This window comes from Massilia aurea (assembly GCF_024753205.1).
In the GTDB taxonomy this organism is placed as follows: Bacteria; Pseudomonadota; Gammaproteobacteria; order Burkholderiales; family Burkholderiaceae_D; genus Telluria; species Telluria aurea.
Map to the genome: position 1 here is coordinate 375881 of NZ_JANUGZ010000005.1, position 18309 is coordinate 394189.

At 66.1% G+C, this 18309-nt stretch carries 14 protein-coding genes, 4 tRNA genes and 1 pseudogene; 10 read left to right on the forward strand and 9 right to left on the reverse strand.

Annotated features, from left to right (window positions below):
- Positions 1–109 precede the first annotated feature (109 nt).
- The 5 genes from NX775_RS21045 to NX775_RS21065 all read right to left on the reverse strand — a co-directional run bounded on the left by NX775_RS21045 (position 110) and on the right by NX775_RS21065 (position 1572).
- A tRNA-Arg gene (locus tag NX775_RS21045) sits at positions 110–186 on the reverse strand.
- 163 nt (positions 187–349) lie between these two features.
- Positions 350–426, reverse strand: a tRNA-Arg gene (locus NX775_RS21050).
- An 81-nt stretch (positions 427–507) separates the two neighbouring features.
- On the reverse strand, positions 508–1137 hold the full coding sequence (locus NX775_RS21055; protein WP_258837740.1) for an NUDIX hydrolase: 630 nt from the start codon (positions 1135–1137) through the stop codon (positions 508–510).
- 89 nt (positions 1138–1226) lie between these two features.
- Positions 1227–1303 (reverse strand) — tRNA-Arg (locus tag NX775_RS21060).
- Positions 1304–1495: 192 nt separating this feature from the next.
- A tRNA-Arg gene (locus NX775_RS21065) sits at positions 1496–1572 on the reverse strand.
- A 109-nt stretch (positions 1573–1681) separates the two neighbouring features.
- Between NX775_RS21065 and NX775_RS21070 the strand changes: the two genes are divergently transcribed.
- Positions 1682–5566 (forward strand): sensor histidine kinase, encoded by a 3885-nt coding sequence (locus tag NX775_RS21070; RefSeq protein WP_258837741.1) that lies wholly within the window; start codon positions 1682–1684, stop codon positions 5564–5566.
- Here NX775_RS21070 and NX775_RS21075 read toward each other — a convergent pair.
- Entirely contained in the window at positions 5563–6504 is a 942-nt protein-coding gene (locus NX775_RS21075) for a D-2-hydroxyacid dehydrogenase (protein ID WP_258837742.1), read from the reverse strand. The two genes, NX775_RS21070 and NX775_RS21075, sit on opposite strands and share 4 nt — an antisense overlap.
- A 123-nt stretch (positions 6505–6627) precedes the next feature.
- On the opposite strand from NX775_RS21075, the gene ligD reads away from it, so the two are divergent.
- Positions 6628–9201 (forward strand): DNA ligase D, encoded by a 2574-nt coding sequence (gene ligD / locus NX775_RS21080; RefSeq protein WP_258837743.1) that lies wholly within the window; start codon positions 6628–6630, stop codon positions 9199–9201.
- Positions 9202–9223: 22 nt separating this feature from the next.
- Here the strand turns inward: ligD and NX775_RS21085 are convergent, their stop codons facing one another.
- Genes NX775_RS21085 through NX775_RS21095 form a run of 3 tightly spaced genes read right to left on the reverse strand, consistent with a single transcriptional unit; the run spans position 9224 to position 11490 of the window.
- Positions 9224–9457, reverse strand: coding sequence for a hypothetical protein (locus NX775_RS21085; RefSeq protein WP_258837744.1), 234 nt, complete (start codon positions 9455–9457; stop codon positions 9224–9226).
- A gap of 2 nt (positions 9458–9459) precedes the next feature.
- Entirely contained in the window at positions 9460–10500 is a 1041-nt protein-coding gene (ku, locus tag NX775_RS21090; RefSeq protein ID WP_258837745.1) for a non-homologous end joining protein Ku, read from the reverse strand.
- Positions 10501–10524: 24 nt separating this feature from the next.
- Positions 10525–11490: an SDR family oxidoreductase gene (locus NX775_RS21095; RefSeq protein ID WP_258837746.1), complete on the reverse strand. Its 966-nt coding sequence runs from the start codon at positions 11488–11490 to the stop codon at positions 10525–10527.
- A 177-nt stretch (positions 11491–11667) separates the two neighbouring features.
- Here NX775_RS21095 and NX775_RS21100 point away from each other — a divergent pair, with 177 nt between their 5' ends.
- The 8 genes and pseudogenes from NX775_RS21100 (at position 11668) to ureG (ending at position 18308) form a co-directional block, all read left to right on the forward strand.
- Entirely contained in the window at positions 11668–13140 is a 1473-nt protein-coding gene (locus NX775_RS21100; protein ID WP_258837747.1) for a GGDEF domain-containing protein, read from the forward strand.
- A gap of 103 nt (positions 13141–13243) precedes the next feature.
- Positions 13244–14083, forward strand: coding sequence for an urease accessory protein UreD (locus tag NX775_RS21105; protein WP_258837748.1), 840 nt, complete (start codon positions 13244–13246; stop codon positions 14081–14083).
- Between the two features lie 26 nt (positions 14084–14109).
- Entirely contained in the window at positions 14110–14412 is a 303-nt protein-coding gene (locus NX775_RS21110; protein WP_183551533.1) for an urease subunit gamma, read from the forward strand.
- Positions 14413–14424: 12 nt separating this feature from the next.
- Complete coding sequence (locus NX775_RS21115) at positions 14425–14757, forward strand: urease subunit beta (protein WP_258837749.1); 333 nt, start codon at positions 14425–14427, stop codon at positions 14755–14757.
- Positions 14757–16456: pseudogene (gene ureC, locus NX775_RS21120) on the forward strand (urease subunit alpha). Before NX775_RS21115 ends, ureC begins: the two are co-directional and overlap by 1 nt.
- A 9-nt stretch (positions 16457–16465) precedes the next feature.
- Positions 16466–16999 (forward strand): urease accessory protein UreE, encoded by a 534-nt coding sequence (gene ureE / locus NX775_RS21125; RefSeq protein ID WP_258837750.1) that lies wholly within the window; start codon positions 16466–16468, stop codon positions 16997–16999.
- On the forward strand, positions 16996–17661 hold the full coding sequence (locus NX775_RS21130) for an urease accessory protein UreF (RefSeq protein ID WP_258837751.1): 666 nt from the start codon (positions 16996–16998) through the stop codon (positions 17659–17661). The genes ureE and NX775_RS21130 overlap by 4 nt, the downstream gene beginning before the upstream one ends.
- 23 nt (positions 17662–17684) lie before the next feature.
- Positions 17685–18308, forward strand: a complete 624-nt coding sequence (gene ureG / locus NX775_RS21135; protein ID WP_258837752.1) for an urease accessory protein UreG — start codon at positions 17685–17687, stop codon at positions 18306–18308.
- Position 18309 lies beyond the last annotated feature (1 nt).

Sequence of the window (18309 nt, forward strand, 5' to 3'; positions counted from 1 at the left end):
AGGGCAAGCCTGTCCTCTAGATGACGTGGTGATGTCGATGGCGATGTAAAAAACCAGGGCGCAAAGAAAAATGGCTCAGAATTTCTTCTGAGCCATTCTCTTGAAACTTTGGTGCGGCTGGCAGGAATCGAACCCACGACCCCTTGGTTCGTAGCCAAGTACTCTATCCAGCTGAGCTACAGCCGCCCGAAGCACGCATTATAGCAGCATGTGCCGGATTGGCAAAGTCTGCCGTGTTTCAGTGTGGTCCCGCACCGGGAAACGTCTCGACCGATCTGGAAGTAGCAGAAACTGACGCGCAAAAGAAAAATGGCTCAGAATTTCTTCTGAGCCATTCTCTTTGAAACTTTGGTGCGGCTGGCAGGAATCGAACCCACGACCCCTTGGTTCGTAGCCAAGTACTCTATCCAGCTGAGCTACAGCCGCCCGAGGCACGCATTATAGCGGGGTGTGCTGATCTTGGCAAACTTCTATCGGGACTTTGTTTCTACCGGCGTCGGCGAGGCTTCAGATTCGTCGCAGGGCGTCGATGATAACTGCATCGTTGGGATTGCCCAGCACCGTCTCCAGCAGCGCCATCGGCACCAGGTGCACGGCCTGGCTTTCCCAGCCCATCAGCGCCGGATTGCCGCCCAGCCGCTGCGCCAGGTAGTAGCGCGTTACCGTCTGCGTGCGCCGGCAGTCGATCAGATGCCGCACTATCTGCACGCGCAGGCCGGATTCCTCGAACGCTTCGCGGATGGCCGTTGCCTGCAGGCTGATGTCCGGGTCGACACGGCCCTTGGGGAAGGTGGCGTCATATCCGCCGAAAGCATTGGAGGGAGCGACGGCCCACACACGGCCATCGTCTTCCACGATCACCACGCCTGCAGCAGGCGCGAATCCTGCGGGCACGGCGAAGGGTGGCTCGTCGATGTCGGCCTGGCCGGGGACCACCTGCCAGTCGGCGGTGCTGGCCGGGATGTCGAGCCAGGGCGCAAACGGCACGTCGTTCAGCGACGGGGGCAGGGCGCCGAGTGGGATCACGGTGGCGATGCTGGCCGGGTCATCCCAAGTGGCGGTGGTTGTTGGCGTTGACGGGTGCGCGAGACGTACCGGCGCACCGTGTTCATCGGGTTGCGGATGGAGGGTGGTCATTGTCGGGGAGTGTATTGGGAGAAGCGTGTGACACGAGCCCAAATGCAATAAGGGCACTTCTTGCGAAGTGCCCTTATCTTGAAAAGGTTTGGTGCGGCTGGCAGGAATCGAACCCACGACCCCTTGGTTCGTAGCCAAGTACTCTATCCAGCTGAGCTACAGCCGCCCAATGCGAGCATTATAGCGGGCAGTGAGCATCTTGGCAAAGGGTGATTATGCTCATGTAATGCTGATTCATCTGCCAGTCAGTAGGTGCTCTGTCGGAAGCCATATTCCGCCAGACATGTCCATCAGTCTGCAACAAATACGGCGACCAAGAAAAAGGGCCAGATCTCGCGATCTGGCCCTTCGTATCTTCTGGTGCGGCTGGCAGGAATCGAACCCACGACCCCTTGGTTCGTAGCCAAGTACTCTATCCAGCTGAGCTACAGCCGCCCGAGGCACGCATTATAGCAGCGACATTTTATTTCGGGAAGACTCAAATTATTTCACGGCAACAAAGTCCTCTGGTAGATTGGTTGCAGCGCAAATCGATCGGATGACCATGCCAGGTTCTACCTGGGCTGCCTGTAGCGGCCTGTTTCGTTTCACCTTCTTCCTGCTGCTCGCGCTGGCGTTGCCGGCCGACGCCAACCAACGCAATCTGCGCTTCGAGCGCCTGTCGGTCGAAGAAGGCTTGTCGCAGCACTCGGTGATGAGCATCCTGCAGGACCGCCAGGGCTTCATCTGGTTCGGTACCCAGGCCGGCCTGCACCGCTACGACGGCTACCGGCTCGTCATCTTCCGCAACGACGCCAATGATCCGGCCAGCATCCCCGACAACTTCATCTCGGCCTCGTACGAAGATCCGGCCGGGCGCCTCTGGTTCGGTACCAAGGGCGGGCTGGCGCGGCACGATCCGGCGACCGGGCGTTTCGAGCGGTTTGCGCTCACCCAGCCGGGTCGCACCGTCAAGCGTTCGGTGGCGGCGATCGTGCCCGGGCCCGATGGCGCGCTGTGGCTCGCAACCAATGACGGCGTGGTGCGCTTCGACCCGCACACGGGTCAGCAGCGCAACCATGTATCCGATCCGGACAACCCGGCGAGCCTGCGCGACAACCGCGTCAACGCACTGGCATTCGACGGGCGCGGGGCGCTATGGGTCGGCACTGCCGCAGGCCTGGACCGGCTCGACCCGGCGAGCGGCCAGGTCACGCGTTTCACGATGGCGCCGCCCGATGACGCCGAGCGCAATGCCGTGCTGGCGCTGTCGATGGGGCCGCGCCAGACGCTGTGGATCGGTACCGCAGCGGGCCTCGAGGCGTGGCGCATCGAGGGCGATGTGCCGCAGCGGCGCCGGATCGGTGCTGCCGACGGCATGCGCGGCGCGCGTATCCGCACGCTGTACCACGACAACGGCGCGCAGCTGTGGGTCGGCACCTCGGCCGATGGCCTGAAGTGGCTCGATCCGTCCACTGGCCGGTTCACAGGCTACAGTCATCTGCCGCAGGACCGGCACAGCCTGTCCGACAACATGGTGTCGGCGTTGCTGGTCGACCGCACCGGGACGCTGTGGGTCGGCACGTATTTTGGCGGGATCAACCGCACCGACCTGGCCAGCGGGGGCTTTGCGCGTTTTGGCGAAACGGAAGGGATGGGCCGCGCCAGGGTGCGCGCGATCGTCGACGACCCGGCCGGGCGCCTGTGGCTGGGCACCAGCGGTGATGGCCTGATGCTGCTCGATCCGGCCTCGCGCACGACCCGCCACTTCGGCACCGACGCGTTCACGGGCAAGGTCGTCACCGCGCTGGCGCAGGCCGGCGAGCGGCTCTGGATCGGCGGGCCCACGGGCCTCGCGTGGCGCGATGCGCGCGGGCGCATGGGGCGGGTCGAATTGGGCCAGAGCCCGGGCGCCAACCATGTACAGGCACTGCGTGAGGGCCGCGACGGCACGCTGTGGGTGATGACGCGCGATGGCCTGTCGGCCGTCGCGCCTGGCGCCACGATCGCGCGCAACTGGCGCAACGTGCCGGGCGACGCGACGAGCCTGGGCGACAACTACGGGTTTGCCCTGGTCGAGGACCGGCGCGGCGTGCTGTGGATCGGCACCGAATCGGGCCTGGAGCGCTTCGACCCCGTCAGCGGCACGTTCAGCCGCTTTCGCCATGACCCGAACGACAGCACGAGCCTGCGCCACAGCCGCGTGTATCACCTGCTCGAGTCCAGGGCCGGCGACCTGTGGGTGGGCACTGCCGGGGGCTTGCACCGGATGGGGCAGGCTGGCGGACGCACGTCGTTTCGCTACTACCCGTTCAGCAGCCAGGACGCGCAGTCGATCGGCGCCATCCTCGAAGACAACGACGGCATCATCTGGGTCAGCACGACCGCCGGCATCACGCGCGTCGATCCGGTCACCGGCCAGACCAAAAGTTATAACGCCAAGGATGGCCTGATCGACGGCGCCTATTTCGTGGGCGCCGGCCGGCGCGGCGCCGACGGGCAGCTGCACTTCGGCGGTGTCAGCGGCGTCACCTCGTTCAACCCGGCCGATGTGCACGACAATCCGTTCCCGCCGACGGTGGCGATTACCGACCTGCAGGTGCTGAACCGCTCGCGCGGCATCCACAACCTGACGGCGCAACGGGAGATCACGCTGTCGCACCGCGATACCGTGATCTCGCTCGAATTCGCGGCGCTGCACTACGCCGACCCGATGGGCAATCTGTACGCCTACCAGCTCGAAGGCTTCGACGCCAACTGGGTCAATACCGGAGCGGGGCGGCGCTTTGCCACCTACACCAATCTCGATCCCGGGCATTACGTGTTCCGGGTCCGGGCCAGCAACAAGGATGGGCTCTGGAGCAAGGAGGCAGCCACGCTCGCGATCACGATCACGCCGCCGTACTGGAAGACATGGTGGTTCCGTACGCTGGCCGTGGCGCTGGTGGTGACGCTGTCGTACCTCGCCTATCGGCTGCGCATCGGCGCGCTCGTGACGCGCCAGGGCTTGCTCGCGCGCGAAGTCGACGCCCGCACCGGCGAGCTGCTGCTGCAGAAGGAAGCGGCCGAACGGGGCAAGCGCGAGGTTGAACGCCAGAAGGAATCGGTCGAGCGCGCGCACCGCAATATCGCGCTGCTGTCCGAGATGGGACGCATGCTGACCACGAACCTCGACCACGAGGCGATCATGCTGACGCTGTACCAGCACGTCAAGGCGCTGATGGATGCGCCGCTGTTTGCCGTCGCGCTGCGCCAGGGCGAGCGCGGTGTGCTCGAGCTGCCGTTCGCAATGGCGTTCGGCCGGCGCGAGACCCCGCGCGAGCTGGCCTTCGACCCGGCCGGGCACCTGCTGGCGCGCTGCGTGGCCGAAAACCGGGCATTCCTGCTGGCGGACGTCGACACCGAATTGCCCGCATGTCTGCCCGGCGCGCCCGATTTGGCTGCCGGGGTGGCGCTGACCGCACCGGCGACTGCGCTGCCGATGCCGCGCTCGCTGCTATGCGTGCCGGTGACGGCGGGCGAGCGCGTGCTGGGCGCACTGACGGTGCAAAGCCTGGAGCCGAGCGCCTACGGCCAGGTCCACCTCGACATGCTCGGTACACTCGCCGCCTACGTCGGCGTGGCCATGGACAATGCCGAAGCCTACGCGCGCCTGAAGGAAACCCAGGTGCAGCTGGCGGCGCAGGAACGTCTGGCATCACTGGGCTCGCTCGTGGCCGGTGTGGCGCACGAACTCAATACGCCGATCGGCAACAGTCTTCTCATGGCCAGCACGCTGCAGGAACGCACGCATGCGGTCGCGGCGCAGTTCGAGGCGACCACGCTCAAGCGGTCCGACCTGGCCGACTACATGGGCGCGGCGCGCGACGCGTCGCAGCTGATCGTGCGCAGCCTGCACAATGCGGCCGAGCTGGTAAGCAGCTTCCGCCAGGTGTCGGTCGACCAGGCCAGTGCCCAGCGGCGCCGGTTCGACCTGGCCCAGGCCTGCCATGAAATCGGCGCGACCCTGATGAATACGGTGCGCCTCGCCGGGCACCGGCTCGACATCGACGTGCCGGCCGGGATTGCGATGGACAGTTTTCCTGGCCCGCTGGGCCAGGTGATCATCAACTTCGTCAACAACGCGATGCTGCATGCGTTCGACGGCCCGGGCGGCGTCATGACGCTGACGGCGCTGGAAACCGACGGCCGCGTCGCGCTCACGTTCCGCGACGACGGCCGCGGCATCGACCCGGCCCACCTGGGCCGCATCTTCGATCCGTTCTTCACGACCCGCATGGGCCAGGGCGGCACCGGCCTGGGACTGAACATCGTCTACAACATCGTCACCACGCTGATGGGCGGGACGATCCGCGTCGTGAGCCTGCCGGATGCCGGCACCGCCTTTTTGCTCGAACTGCCGCAAAAAGCGCCCGAGGCCCTGGCGCCCGCGGTCAGCCCCGCGCCCTAGACGACGTTGATCGGCGTGCCGGCATGCCACGCCTCGATATTATCGACCAGCATATCGGCCAGCGTCTGCATCGCACCAAAACTGGCCCAGGCGATGTGCGGCGTGAGCAGGAAGTGCGGCAGGCGCAGGCGCAGCAGCGGATTGTTCGAGCAGGGCGGCTCTTCGCTCAGGACATCAAAGCCGGCGGCGATGCGGCCTTCCATCAGCACATTGGCCAGCGCCGCCTCATCGACCAGGCCGCCGCGCGCCGTGTTGATCAACAGCGCGCCGGGCTGCATCAGAGCGAGTTCGCGCGCGCCGATCATGTGGCGCGTGGCGTCGGTCAACGGCAGGTGCAGGCTCACGACCTGCGAGGTGGCCAGCAATTCGTCCAGCGGCAGTTCCGTGACGTCCGTGTCCGTGATCGGCGAGCGCGAGGTGGCGACGACCTCCATCCCGAAAGCGCGTGCGATGCTGGCCACTTGCCGGCCCAGCGCGCCGTAGCCGACGATGCCCAGGCGCGTGCCGGCCAGATCGCCAATCGGATGGTCGAGCAGGCAAAAGCGGCTCGAGGTTTCCCACTTGCCTGCCTCGACGTCGGCCGCGTAGGCGCGCAGATTGCGGCGCAGCGCCAGGATCAGCGTGAAGCAGTGCTCGGGCACCGACACCAGCGAATAATTGCGGATATTTGAAACCACGATGCCGGCCGCGCGGCAGGCCGCCAGGTCGACATTGTCGGTGCCGGTCGCGGCGATGGCGACCATCTTCAGGTCGGGCAGGCGGGCGATGGCGTCGGCCCGCAACGGCACCTTGTTGGTGATGGCCACGGTGGCCCCGGCCAGACGCGCCACGACATCCTCGACGGCGGTGGCGGCATGGTCCTCCCATGCATGTTCGAAGGCGGGCACGCGGACATTGGCGCGCAGGCTGTCACGGTCGAGAAAAACGATTCGCTGCATGGTGTCCTTTCGCGGTTGGCGGCTTGCGGTAATCATAACAGCCCCTGTCAGCGTGAGTTGCCGTACAGTCCGCGGCGCGCCACGGGGCTACGCTGGCAATCATCGAATTTCCCAGAGGTTGCCATGACGGACGCGCTCAAAGCCTACAAAGCCAAACGCAATTTCGATATCACGACCGAGCCGGCCGATGGCGGGAAGGCGGGACAGGACGTGCTCACCTTCGTGATCCAGAAGCACTGGGCCAGCCGTCTGCACTACGATTTCCGGCTCGAGCTCGACGGCACAATGAAAAGCTGGGCCGTGCCGAAAGGCCCCAGCTACGACACGCATGACAAACGGATGGCCGTGGAGGTCGAGGACCACCCGATCTCGTACTCGGACTTCGAAGGCACGATTCCGGCCAAGCAGTACGGCGCCGGCAAGGTGATCATCTGGGACAAGGGCACCTGGGAGCCGCTGGAAGATCCGCGCGCGGGCTTTGCCAAGGGCAGCATCAAGTTCGCGCTGCACGGTCACAAGATGCACGGCCGCTGGACGCTCGTGCGGATGAAGGGCCGTGGCGAAAAGCAGCCGCCATGGCTGCTGATCAAGGAGAAAGACGATTACGCGCGTCCGGCCGAAGAATTCTCGCTGGTCGACGAACTGCCCGACAGCGTGAAGGCATTGTCGATGCCGAAGCGCGCGGCGCAGAAGGTCGAGGCGCTGCGCGAGGAAGCGAAGGCGGCACCTGCAAAGAAGGCACCCGCCAAAAAAGCACCCGCCAAAAAAGCGGCAGCAAAAAAGGAGCCGGCAAAGCGCGCGGCGACGCAAGACGCCACGTCGCCGCTCCCTGCGAAATTCTCGCCTGAACTGGCCACCCTTGTCGATGCACCGCCGCCCGACCCCGAAAATTGGCTGTTCGAAGTCAAGTTCGACGGCTACCGCATGCTCGCGCGCATCGAGGAGGGCGCCGTGCGTCTCATCACGCGCAACGCCAACGACTGGACCGACAAACTGACGCCGCTGAAGGAGGAGCTGGAACGCATGGCGCTGCCTGACGGCTGGTACGACGGCGAGATCGTCGTCCATGACGACGCCGGCAAACCCGATTTCGGCCTGCTGCAGGCAGCGTTCGACGGCAACGGCGCCGTCGACATCGATTACTTCCTGTTCGATATTCCGTACTTCGACGGCCACGATCTGCGCGAGATGCCGCTGGTCGACCGGCGCACGGTGCTTGAACAGGTGCTTCAGAATGCCGGATCGGAGAAGGTGCGGTTTTCCGCCGAATTCGGCGCCAAGCCGGACGAACTGATCGTCGCCGCCTGCAAGATCGGCCTCGAAGGCGTGATCGGCAAGCGGCGCGACGCCCGCTATGTGTCGCGCCGTTCTCCCGACTGGATCAAGCTCAAATGCGGCCGGCGCCAGGAATTCGTCATCGGCGGCTTCACCGATCCGAAGGGCGCGCGCACCGGCATCGGCGCGCTGCTGCTCGGAGTCCATGACGAAGACGGCGTGCTGCGCTACGCCGGCAACGTCGGCTCGGGCTTCAACCACGCGACCCTGACCAGCATCGCCGAACAACTCGAAGCCCTGCGTACCGACACGAGCCCGTTCCCGCCGCGCGCCGTGCCGGGGCGCGCGCACCACTGGGTCAAGCCGGTGCTGGTGGCGGAAGTGAGTTTCTCGGACTGGACGAGCGGCGGCGCCGTGCGCCATCCGGTGTTTCAGGGGCTGCGCAAGGACAAGCCGGCCAGGAACATCACCCGGGAGCAGGCGCTCCCGGTGGAGGACGTCGTTACCGATGACGAGCCAGTGGCCGCACAGGGCAAGCTGCCCGCATCGCTGAAGATCACCAACGGCGAGCGTGTAATCGACAAGGCGTCGGGCACCACCAAGCTGGCGCTGGTGCGTTATTACGCGCTGGTGGGCGACCTGATGATGGAACATCTGAAAGGGCGCCCGGTCTCGCTCGTGCGTGCGCCCGAGGGCGTGGGCGGCGAGCTGTTTTTCCAGAAGCACGTCGACGTGCGCAAGATGCCCGGTCTGCGCGACCTGGACCAGGCGCTCGACACCGAGCACCCGCCCATGCTCGAAGTGGCCACGCCGCTGGGTATCCTGTCGTCGGCCCAGTGGAACGTGGTGGAGATCCATACCCAGAACGCGTTCAAGGGCAGTTACCAGAAACCGAACCGGATGGTGTTCGACCTCGATCCCGGCGACGGCATCAAGTGGCCCGAGATGCAGGAAGCAGCGCAGCTGATGCATGCCTTCCTCGACGAACTGGGTTTGCCTGCGTTCCTGAAAACCAGCGGCGGCAAGGGCCTGCACGTCGTGGTGCCGATCAAGGGCAACCATGACTGGGACACGGTCAAGCGCTTCTCGCAGGCGATCGTGCACCACATGGCGCAAACGCTACCGGAGCGCTTCGCCTTCAAGAGCGGACCGAAAAACCGGGTCGGTAAAATCTTCATCGATTACCTGCGCAACGGGCAGGGGGCAACGACGGTGGCGGCATGGTCGGCGCGTTCGCGCCCGGGGCTGGGGATTTCAGTGCCGCTGGGCTGGGATGAGCTGGATAAACTGACTTCTAGCGACCAGTGGACGATTGCCAATGTGCACGAGCGGCTGGATGTGGGGAATACGCCGTGGCAGGACTATGCCACGGCGGCGAAGACACTGACCAAAGCGATGAAGCAGCTCGGGTTCGTGCCCTGAGGGTGAGGGAACGCGCGGTACGCTAGGCTTCGTTCCGGAAGATGCCGCGCACGTTCATCGCCATCAGCGCCACCTGCAGCGCGATGAGCGCCCACGCTTCGTCGTGCAGGCCCCAGACGATCCACAGCACATTGCTGAAGATGAAGGTCCAGAAGCCCAGGATGCGGCGCTCGGCGCGCTTGGCGCCGACCAGGTAGGCGGCAATCAGGCTGACGGCCATCGCAGGCCATTGGAGAAAGTCGATGAATCCGTCCATCCTCACGCCGCCTTCTTGCGCGCAGGCGCCTTGGTGCTGGCTTTCGCCGCTGCCTTCTTGGCTGCCGGCTTAGCTGCTGCCTTGGTAGCAGTGGCACGGGCCCCTGACGTTGTCGCCGCCTTGCGCGCACGTGGCGGCGGCTGGTCATCCTCGCTATCCTCGTCGTCGGCCGGCTTGCGCGATTTGCGTGGTGGCGGATCGTCGTCATCATCGTCGTCGTCAAGGTCGGCCAGCGCCGCCTTGGCCGGCTTCTTGCCAAGGCTGGCCTGGAGCAGGGCGACCAGATCGATGACCTTGCCGGTGGTGCGCTTTTCCTTCTCAGGCTCGGGTTGCGTGATGGTCTTGGTCTGCTTGGCCTTGATCTTCTTCTTGACCAGGGCCAGCACGTCTTCGCGGTAGCTGTCGTGGTACTGTGCCGGCGCCCAGTCTTCGCTCATGCCCTCGACCAGGGCCATCGCCATCTTGAGTTCCTTGACGGTGACGGCAGCCGTTTTGGAATTGGGCGACGGGATCTTGAGTTCACCCGCGTCGCGCATTTCGTCCGGGTAGCGCAGCGTATTGAGCACGATCGTGTCGCCCACGCAGATCAGCGCCGCCAGATGCTGCTTGACGCGGATGACCACGTGCGCGATGCCGATCTTGCCCGCTTCGCGCAGCGTCTCGCGCAAGAGCGCATAGACTTTCGCGCCGCCCTTGCCGGGCGCCAGGTAATAGGGCTGGTCGTAGTAGATCAGCGGCACATCGCCAGCGTCGACGAAGGCCTGGATGTCGATCGTCTGCGTCGCTTCCGGATTGGCGCGGCGCAGGTCTTCGTCCGACAGGACGACGTATTCACCGTCCTCGTACTCGTAGCCCTTGACGATGTCGTCCCAGACGACTTCCTTGCCATTGCCCTTGTTGTAGCGTTTGAATCCGACCGGCGAAAAATCACGCCGGTCGAGCATCGTCAGGTCGAGCCCCTTGGTCTCGACCGCGGGGTACATATCGACCGGAATGTGGACCAGTCCGAAACTGATCGCGCCCTTCCACATGCTGCGTGCCATTGCCTGCTCCTCGCTGTGGGTCCGTTATTCGCCAACGACGCCGGTCACCGGCAGCACGATGCCCGTGATGTAGCCCGAGCACACGGGCGAGGCCAGGAACACGTAGGCGGGCGAGAGTTCTTCAGGCTGGGCCGGGCGCCGGTAGTCGGTGCTGGCGCCGAATTCGGTGATGTCGTCCGGGCCCTTGTCGGCCGGATTCAGTGGCGTCCAGACAGGGCCTGGCGCCACCGCGTTCACGCGGATGCCCTGGTCGAGCAGGCTGCCGGCCAGCGACATCGTGAATGCGTGGATCGCGCCCTTGGTCGACGAGTAGTCGATCAGCTTGGCCGAGCCTTTCAGGCCGGTGACCGAGCCCGTATTGATGATCGACGCGCCGCGCTTGAGGTGCGGCACGACGGCCTTGGCCATGTGGAAGTAGCCGAAGATATTGGTGCGGAAGGTTTCCTCGAACCGCTCTTCGGTGATATCGAGGATCGAATCGGCGTGTTCCTGGAATGCGGCGTTGTTGACCAGAACGTCCAGGCGGCCGAATTCCTTGACCACCTGCTGCACGGCGTCGTTGCAGAACGCCGGATCCTTGACGTCGCCCGCGATCGTGATGCAGCGGCGGCCTTCGGCCTCGATGCAGCGCTTGGTCTCTGCGGCGTCGACATCTTCGTTCAGATACATGACGGCGACATCGGCGCCTTCACGTGCGAACAGCACCGCGACTGCGCGTCCGATGCCCGAGTCGGCGCCGGTGACGATGGCGGCCATGCCGTCAAGCTTGCCGCTACCTTTGTAGCCCTCGGCCATGAACTTCGGCTTGCTTTCCATATCGGCTTCGAGTCCCGGCTTGGCCAGGTGCTGCGCCGGCATCGGCGGCGCCGGCTGGTCAACCCCGGTCTGGACGGCTTCTTTGCTCTCGGAGTCGTTCTTCCTGGCGTCGCGTGCGTCCTGCTCTTCCTGGATGGCGCGCTGCTTTGCTGCCACGTCGTCTTGATGTGCCATGGTGGTTCTCCCGTGAGTGTGGTTTCGTTTGCAAGAGTATTCGGCGCGCACCCTGGTGCGACGGTGCGCTCCCACACACAGGACGACAATTGCTATGCTTGGCACGCCCGCTTATGGCAAACTTGCCGTGCAGCCATGCCGACAGGGCGCGGCTGGACCTACCTCTGGAGAATCACCATGCATCAAGAAGACGGCGCGCGCGAGGACTTTACCTGCGTCTTCGTCAATCCCGTCGGCCAGCGCCGCGCCGATTTCCAGCACGGCTGCGATGGCATGTTCGCCAATCTGCGCGTGGCGGCAGGGGCCGAGCAGGCGCGCGCGCTGCTGGCACGCGAACCGGCCGACCTGCTCGTGCTCGACCTGGAACGCTGCGACCTCGCCATCGACCTGGCGGCGCTGGGCGCCCTGGTCGCCGAGCGCGCCGGCGCGCCGGTGCTGGTCCTGTGTCCTTTCACGAATGCACGTTGGCTGCCGGCGCTGATGGCCTTCGGTCCGCTCGACTACGCCATCGGTCCGCTGCGCGCGCAGCAGACCCGCGCGCTGCTGGCCGCGCGCATGCGCGCTGGTTTCAGTGTCGCGGCCCCAGGCTTGCCCACACCATCGGAAACTGAACTGCGCACGCTGCTGGCAGTGCGCAGCGCCTGTCAACAGGCACTGGCCGATGCCGACGACAGCGCGCGCTTTGCCGAGCACCTGTGCGCCGCGCTGGCCGGCTGGCCGGGCGTCGTGCATGCGGCGCTGTTCCAGCACCGCGATGGCGACCTGCATCTCGAGGCCGAGCAGGGCGTGGAAGGGCTGCACCTGATGGCGCTGCTCGCGCACGATGGCCGCTTGCTGCACTCGCCCCTGCGCCATGCGTTCCCCGGCCTGCTGGCGGCGGCGACCGGCGAATTCACGCTGCTCGATACGCTCGACAAGGCGGGAGAACCGGCGCTGGCGGCGCGCCTGGACACCTTTGGCGCGCGCATGGTCGTCGGCGTGCCGATCCCGGGGCAGGGACCGGGCGGGCCGATGGGCTCCCTGTGCCTGCTGTTCGGCGACGCGCAGCCTTTTTCGCCCGCGCAGTTGCAGGCACTGGACGATCTGGCCGGGCTGGCCGCGCATGGCCTGCGCATGGCCGAGGTCACGCGCGAAAACGAGGCGCTGCTGGCCCGCATCACGCACCTGGCCACCACCGACGCCCTGACCGACCTGGCCAACCGTCGCCACGGCGAAGGTTTACTGGAACAGGAAATCAAGCGCGCACGCCGCTACCGGCTGCCGCTGGCGCTGATCCTCTTCGATATCGATCGCTTCAGCCAGATCAACGATACCTTCGGCCACCCGGTGGGCGACCTGGTACTGCGTACGGTGGCCGATACGGCGCGCGCGCTGCTGCGCGGGAGCGATGTGCTGGTGCGCTCGGGCGGCGAGGAATTCCAGGTGATCGCATCGCACACGAGCGCGATTGACGCGCTGAAGATGGCCGAGAAGCTGCGTGCGGCCATCGAGCAGGTCGAGATACCGGGGTGTGACCACGTCACCATCAGCCTCGGCGTGGCCCAGCTGGGCGAGGGCGAGAGCGGCGACTCGATGGCGGTGCGTACCCACGCTGCATTGGCGCGCGCCAAGCGGGCGGGCCGCAACTGCATCGAGCTGGCGATGTCCTGACGCGTTCGGGTGCAGCGCGCACCTTCGCAGTGCGCGGCGCGTGCAAAACAGACGTCCCACGCCACGTAAGGACGCTGGCACGCATCGTGCTGTTTCATCAAGCATGCGCGATTGTACCTCCACCGATGCACCCACCGTCTTCCCCGCCTGGCAAGCCAGCCTGGCGCTGGGCTTCGTGCGCGATGGCGCCACGACGCGCCTCGTGCGCCGCACGCACCGCGGGCCGCTGCGCGTCCAGAAGGCGCTGTATCCGGAAGGCCCGGGCGCCTGCCACGTGATCGTCGTGCACCCGCCGGGTGGCGTGGTCGGGGGCGACCGGCTCGAGATCGACGTCGACGCCGGCCCCGCTTGCAGCGTGCTCGCCACCAGTCCCGGCGCGACCAAGTGGTACCGCGCCAACGGCCGCGTGTCGCAGCAGGCGGTGCGCCTGCGCGTTGGCGCGAGCGCTGCCATCGAATGGCTGCCGCAGGAAACCATCTTCTATGACGCGGCCAGCGTCGACCTCGAACATGACGTCGATCTCGCCGCCGGCAGCACCTATATCGGCAGCGAAGTGCTGTGCTTTGGCCGCGTTGCCGCTGGTGAAGCGTTTACGCGCGGACGGATCCGCCAGCGCACGCGTATCCGCCAGGACGGCCGTCTGCTGTGGTGGGAGCAGGGCATCCTGACCCCGGATGGCATCGCCAGCCCCCTCGGCATGCGAGGCCATGCGGTGTGCGCGACCTTTCTCGCTGTCGGTCGGCCCGTGCCCGCCGCCCTGCAGGCGCACGTGCGCGCGCTCGACCCGCAGCTGGCCTCGAGCCAGGTGAAGTCGGTGTTCGTCGCGCGTTATCTCGGCGACGACGGCGAAGCGGCGCGCGCCGTCATGGCGCAGGTGTGGGCGTTGCTGCGCCCCCATCTGCTCGACCGCCCGGCGTGCCCGCCGCGCATCTGGCTCACCTAGACTGGCTCACCTGGAACCGACCCGCCATGGACCTGACGCCCCGCGAAAAAGACAAGCTGCTGATCTTCACTGCCGCGCTGCTGGCCGAACGCCGGCGTGCGCGTGGTCTCAAGCTCAATTACCCCGAAGCCGTGGCCTTGATCACGGCCGCCATCATGGAAGGCGCGCGCGATGGCCGCAGCGTGGCCGAGCTGATGAGCGAAGGCACGACGATCCTCGCGCGCGGCGACGTGATGGAGGGCGTGCCCGAGATGATCCCCGATATCCAGGTCGAGGCGACGTTCCCGGACGGGACCAAGCTCGTGACCGTCCACCATCCGATTCCCTAGACGGGGCCCAGCGTGATCCCAGGCGAATACTTTCTCGAGGGCGGCGACATCGAACTCAACGTCGGTCGGCGCACGCTGACTGTGGTCGTGGCCAATGCGGGCGACCGGCCGGTGCAGGTCGGCTCGCACTACCACTTTCATGAAGTCAATCCTGCGCTGCAGTTCGAGCGGGATAGCACGCTCGGCATGCGGCTGAACATCGCGGCCGGCACGGCAGTGCGCTTCGAGCCGGGCCAGCGCCGCACGGTGGAACTGGTCGACCTGGCGGGCGAGCGGATCGTGCACGGCTTCCAGGGCCGCGTGTCGGGGCCACTGCCCGCGCCTGCGTCATCGGGAGACGCATGATGGTCACGCTCAGCCGCCAGGCCTACGCCGACATGTATGGCCCGACCACGGGCGACCGCATTCGCCTGGCCGACACCGACCTCGTGATCGAGATCGAACGCGACTTCGCGACCTACGGCGAAGAGGTCAAGTTCGGCGGCGGTAAAGTGATCCGCGACGGCATGGGGCAGTCGCAGCGCCTGCGCGAGGGTGTGATGGACACGGTCATCACTAACGCCGTCATCATTGACCACTGGGGCATCGTCAAGGCGGACATCGGCATCAAGGATGGCCTGATCGCGGCCATCGGCAAGGCCGGCAACCCGGATATCCAGCCGGATGTCACGATGGCCATCGGCGGGGCGACCGAGATCATCGCCGGCGAAGGCATGATCGTCACGGCCGGCGGCGTCGACACGCACATCCACTTCATCTGCCCGCAGCAGATCGACGAAGCGCTGTACTCGGGCATCACGACGATGCTGGGCGGCGGCACCGGGCCGGCCGTCGGCACGGCCGCCACGACCTGCACGCCGGGTGCCTGGCACATTCATTCGATGCTGCAGGCGGCCGACGCGTTCCCGATGAACCTGGGCTTTTTCGGCAAGGGCAACGTCAGCCAGCCCGGCCCGCTCGAGGAGCAGGTCCATGCCGGCGCCGTGGGCCTGAAGCTGCACGAGGACTGGGGCAGCACGCCCGCGGCGATCGACAACTGCCTGTCGGTGGCCGAACGGCTGGACGTGCAGGTGGCGCTGCACTCCGACACGCTCAACGAGGCGGGTTTTCTGGAGTCGACCGTGGCAGCGTTCAAAGGCCGCACGATCCACACTTTCCACACCGAGGGCGCGGGCGGTGGCCACGCCCCGGACATCATCGCGGCCGTGGGCTACGACAACGTGCTGCCGTCGTCGACCAATCCCACGCGCCCGTTCACGGTCAATACACTCGACGAGCACCTGGACATGCTGATGGTCTGCCATCACCTCGACCCGGCGATTGCCGAAGACGTGGCGTTTGCCGAGTCGCGCATCCGGCGCGAGACGATCGCCGCCGAGGACATCCTGCACGACCTGGGCGCGATCTCGATGATGTCTTCGGACTCGCAGGCGATGGGCCGCGTGGGCGAGACGATCAGCGCACCTGGCAGACGGCGCACAAGATGAAGACCCAGCGCGGCGCGTTGGCGGGCGACAGCAGCCGCAACGACAATGCCCGCGTCAAGCGCTACATCGCCAAGTACACGATCAATCCCGCCATCACGCACGGCATCGCGCATGTCGTCGGCTCGCTCGAGGTGGGCAAGATCGCCGACGTCGTGCTGTGGCGGCCGGCCTTTTTCGGCGTCAAGCCATCGATGGTGGTCAAGGGCGGCATGATCGCGGCAAGCCTGATGGGCGACCCGAATGCATCGATCCCGACGCCGCAGCCGGTGCATTACCGGCCCATGTTCGGCGCGTTCGGCGGCGGCCTGCGCAAATCGTTTACGTTTGTGTCGCAGAGTGCGTTCGACGCTGGCATCGCAGGCACGCTGGGACTGACCAAGACGACGATCGCCGTGCGTGGCACGCGCGGCCTGCGCAAGCGCGACATGATCCACAACGGCGCCACGCCGCACATGGAAGTCGATCCCGAAACCTATGAAGTGCGGGCCGACGGCCGCCTGCTGGTCTGCGAAGCGGCGAGCGTGCTGCCGCTGGCGCAGCGTTACTTCCTGTTCTAGAGGCCATCCATGATTTCCCTGCATACCCGCATCCTTGCTGCCGACGTCGTGCATGACACGCTGGTGCTGCCGTTCGAACAACGGGAGCGCTGCCGCCAGCGCGCACGCCTGGCCTCGGGCGAAGAGGTCGCGCTGTTCCTCGTGCGCGGCACCGTGCTGCGCGATGGCGACCTGCTGCTGGGCGAAGGCGGGCGCATCGTGCGCGTCGAGGCTGCGCTGGAACCAACGTATGTCGTCTGCTGCGGCGACCCGACGTTGCTGGCGCGCTGCGCATTCCACCTGGGGAACCGCCATACGCAGACGCAGGTGGGGGCGGGCTGGCTGCGCATCCGTGTCGATCCCGTGCTGCGCGAGATGGTCGCAGGGCTGGGGGCAGAGGTCAGTGAAGAACTGGCCAAATTCGAGCCGGAGGCGGGCGCGTATGGTGGCGGTCACGGTCACCATCACGAGCAGGGGCCGGGCGGCTTGCTGGCGCCGGTGCCGCTGCGCCAGAAGATCCACCGGCCGTCGGACGTGACGCCGGTTGAACCGGGGCCGGCATGAACGCCGCCAGCCTGCTGCACCTGCTGCAGTTTGCCAGCCCGGCTTTGCCGATCGGTGGCTACAGCTATTCGCAGGGTCTCGAAGCGGCGCTCGAAGAAGGCCTGGTCACGGACGCCGACAGCGCCCGCGCGTGGATCGTGCGCTACCTCGATGACGTGGTGGCGCGCTGGGATGCGCCTGTGCTGTGGCGTCTTTTGAAAGCGTTCGCCGCGCGCGACAGCGAGACGATCGCGCAGTGGGGCGGGTGCTTTCTGGCGTCGCGCGACACGGCCGAACTGCGCGCCGAATCGGTCCAGATGGGCTATTCGCTGAGTCGCCTGATCGCAGAGCTGGGCGTGGCCGACACGCGCGCGCTCGGAGAGGACGTTACGCTGCCGCTGGCGTTTGCCTGCGCAGTCGACGGACTCGATATTCCGCACGAAGAAGCGCTGCTGGCGATGGTGTTCGCATGGGTCGAGAACCAGGTGCTGGTGTGCGTCAAATCGGTGCCGCTAGGGCAGGTCGCCGGCCAGCGTCTGCTGCTGTCGCTGCGGCCCGACATCGAGCGCGCCGCCCAATTGGCGCGGGGTTTGCCGGACGACGAAATGTCGAACTGGGCGCCCGGCCTGTCGATGCTGTCGATGCGCCACGAAGTCCAGCATGGCCGCCTGTACCGGTCTTGATCATTGTTGACGAAGGAGGAACCATGACAACATCCAATCCGCTGCGGGTCGGCATTGGCGGGCCGGTTGGCTCGGGCAAGACCGCGCTGTGCGAGCTGCTGTGCCGCCACATGCGCGACGATTACGACATGGCCGTGATCACCAACGATATCTACACGCGCGAGGACATGGACATCCTGCTGCGCGCCGGCGCGCTCGCGCCCGAACGCCTGATGGGCGTGGAGACGGGCGGCTGCCCACACACGGCGATCCGCGAAGACGCGTCGATCAACCTGGAAGCCATCGCGCGCCTGCAGGCCGATTTTCCGGACCTGGAGCTGGTGCTGGTCGAATCGGGTGGCGACAACCTGGCTGCAACCTTCAGCCCGGAGCTGTCCGACCTGACGCTGTACGTGATCGACGTCGCGGGCGGCGAGAAGATCCCGCGCAAGGGCGGGCCGGGCATCACGCGCTCGGACCTCCTGATCATCAACAAGACCGATCTGGCACCGCATGTCGGGGCCGACTTGTCGGTGATGGCGAGCGATGCACGGCGTCAGCGTGGCGAGCGGCCCTTCGTGTTTACCAATATGCGTACGGGCGAGGGCGTGCAAGAAGTGGTCGCGTTCATCCGCGAGCAGGGCTTGCTCGACGCAGTCCACCAATAAC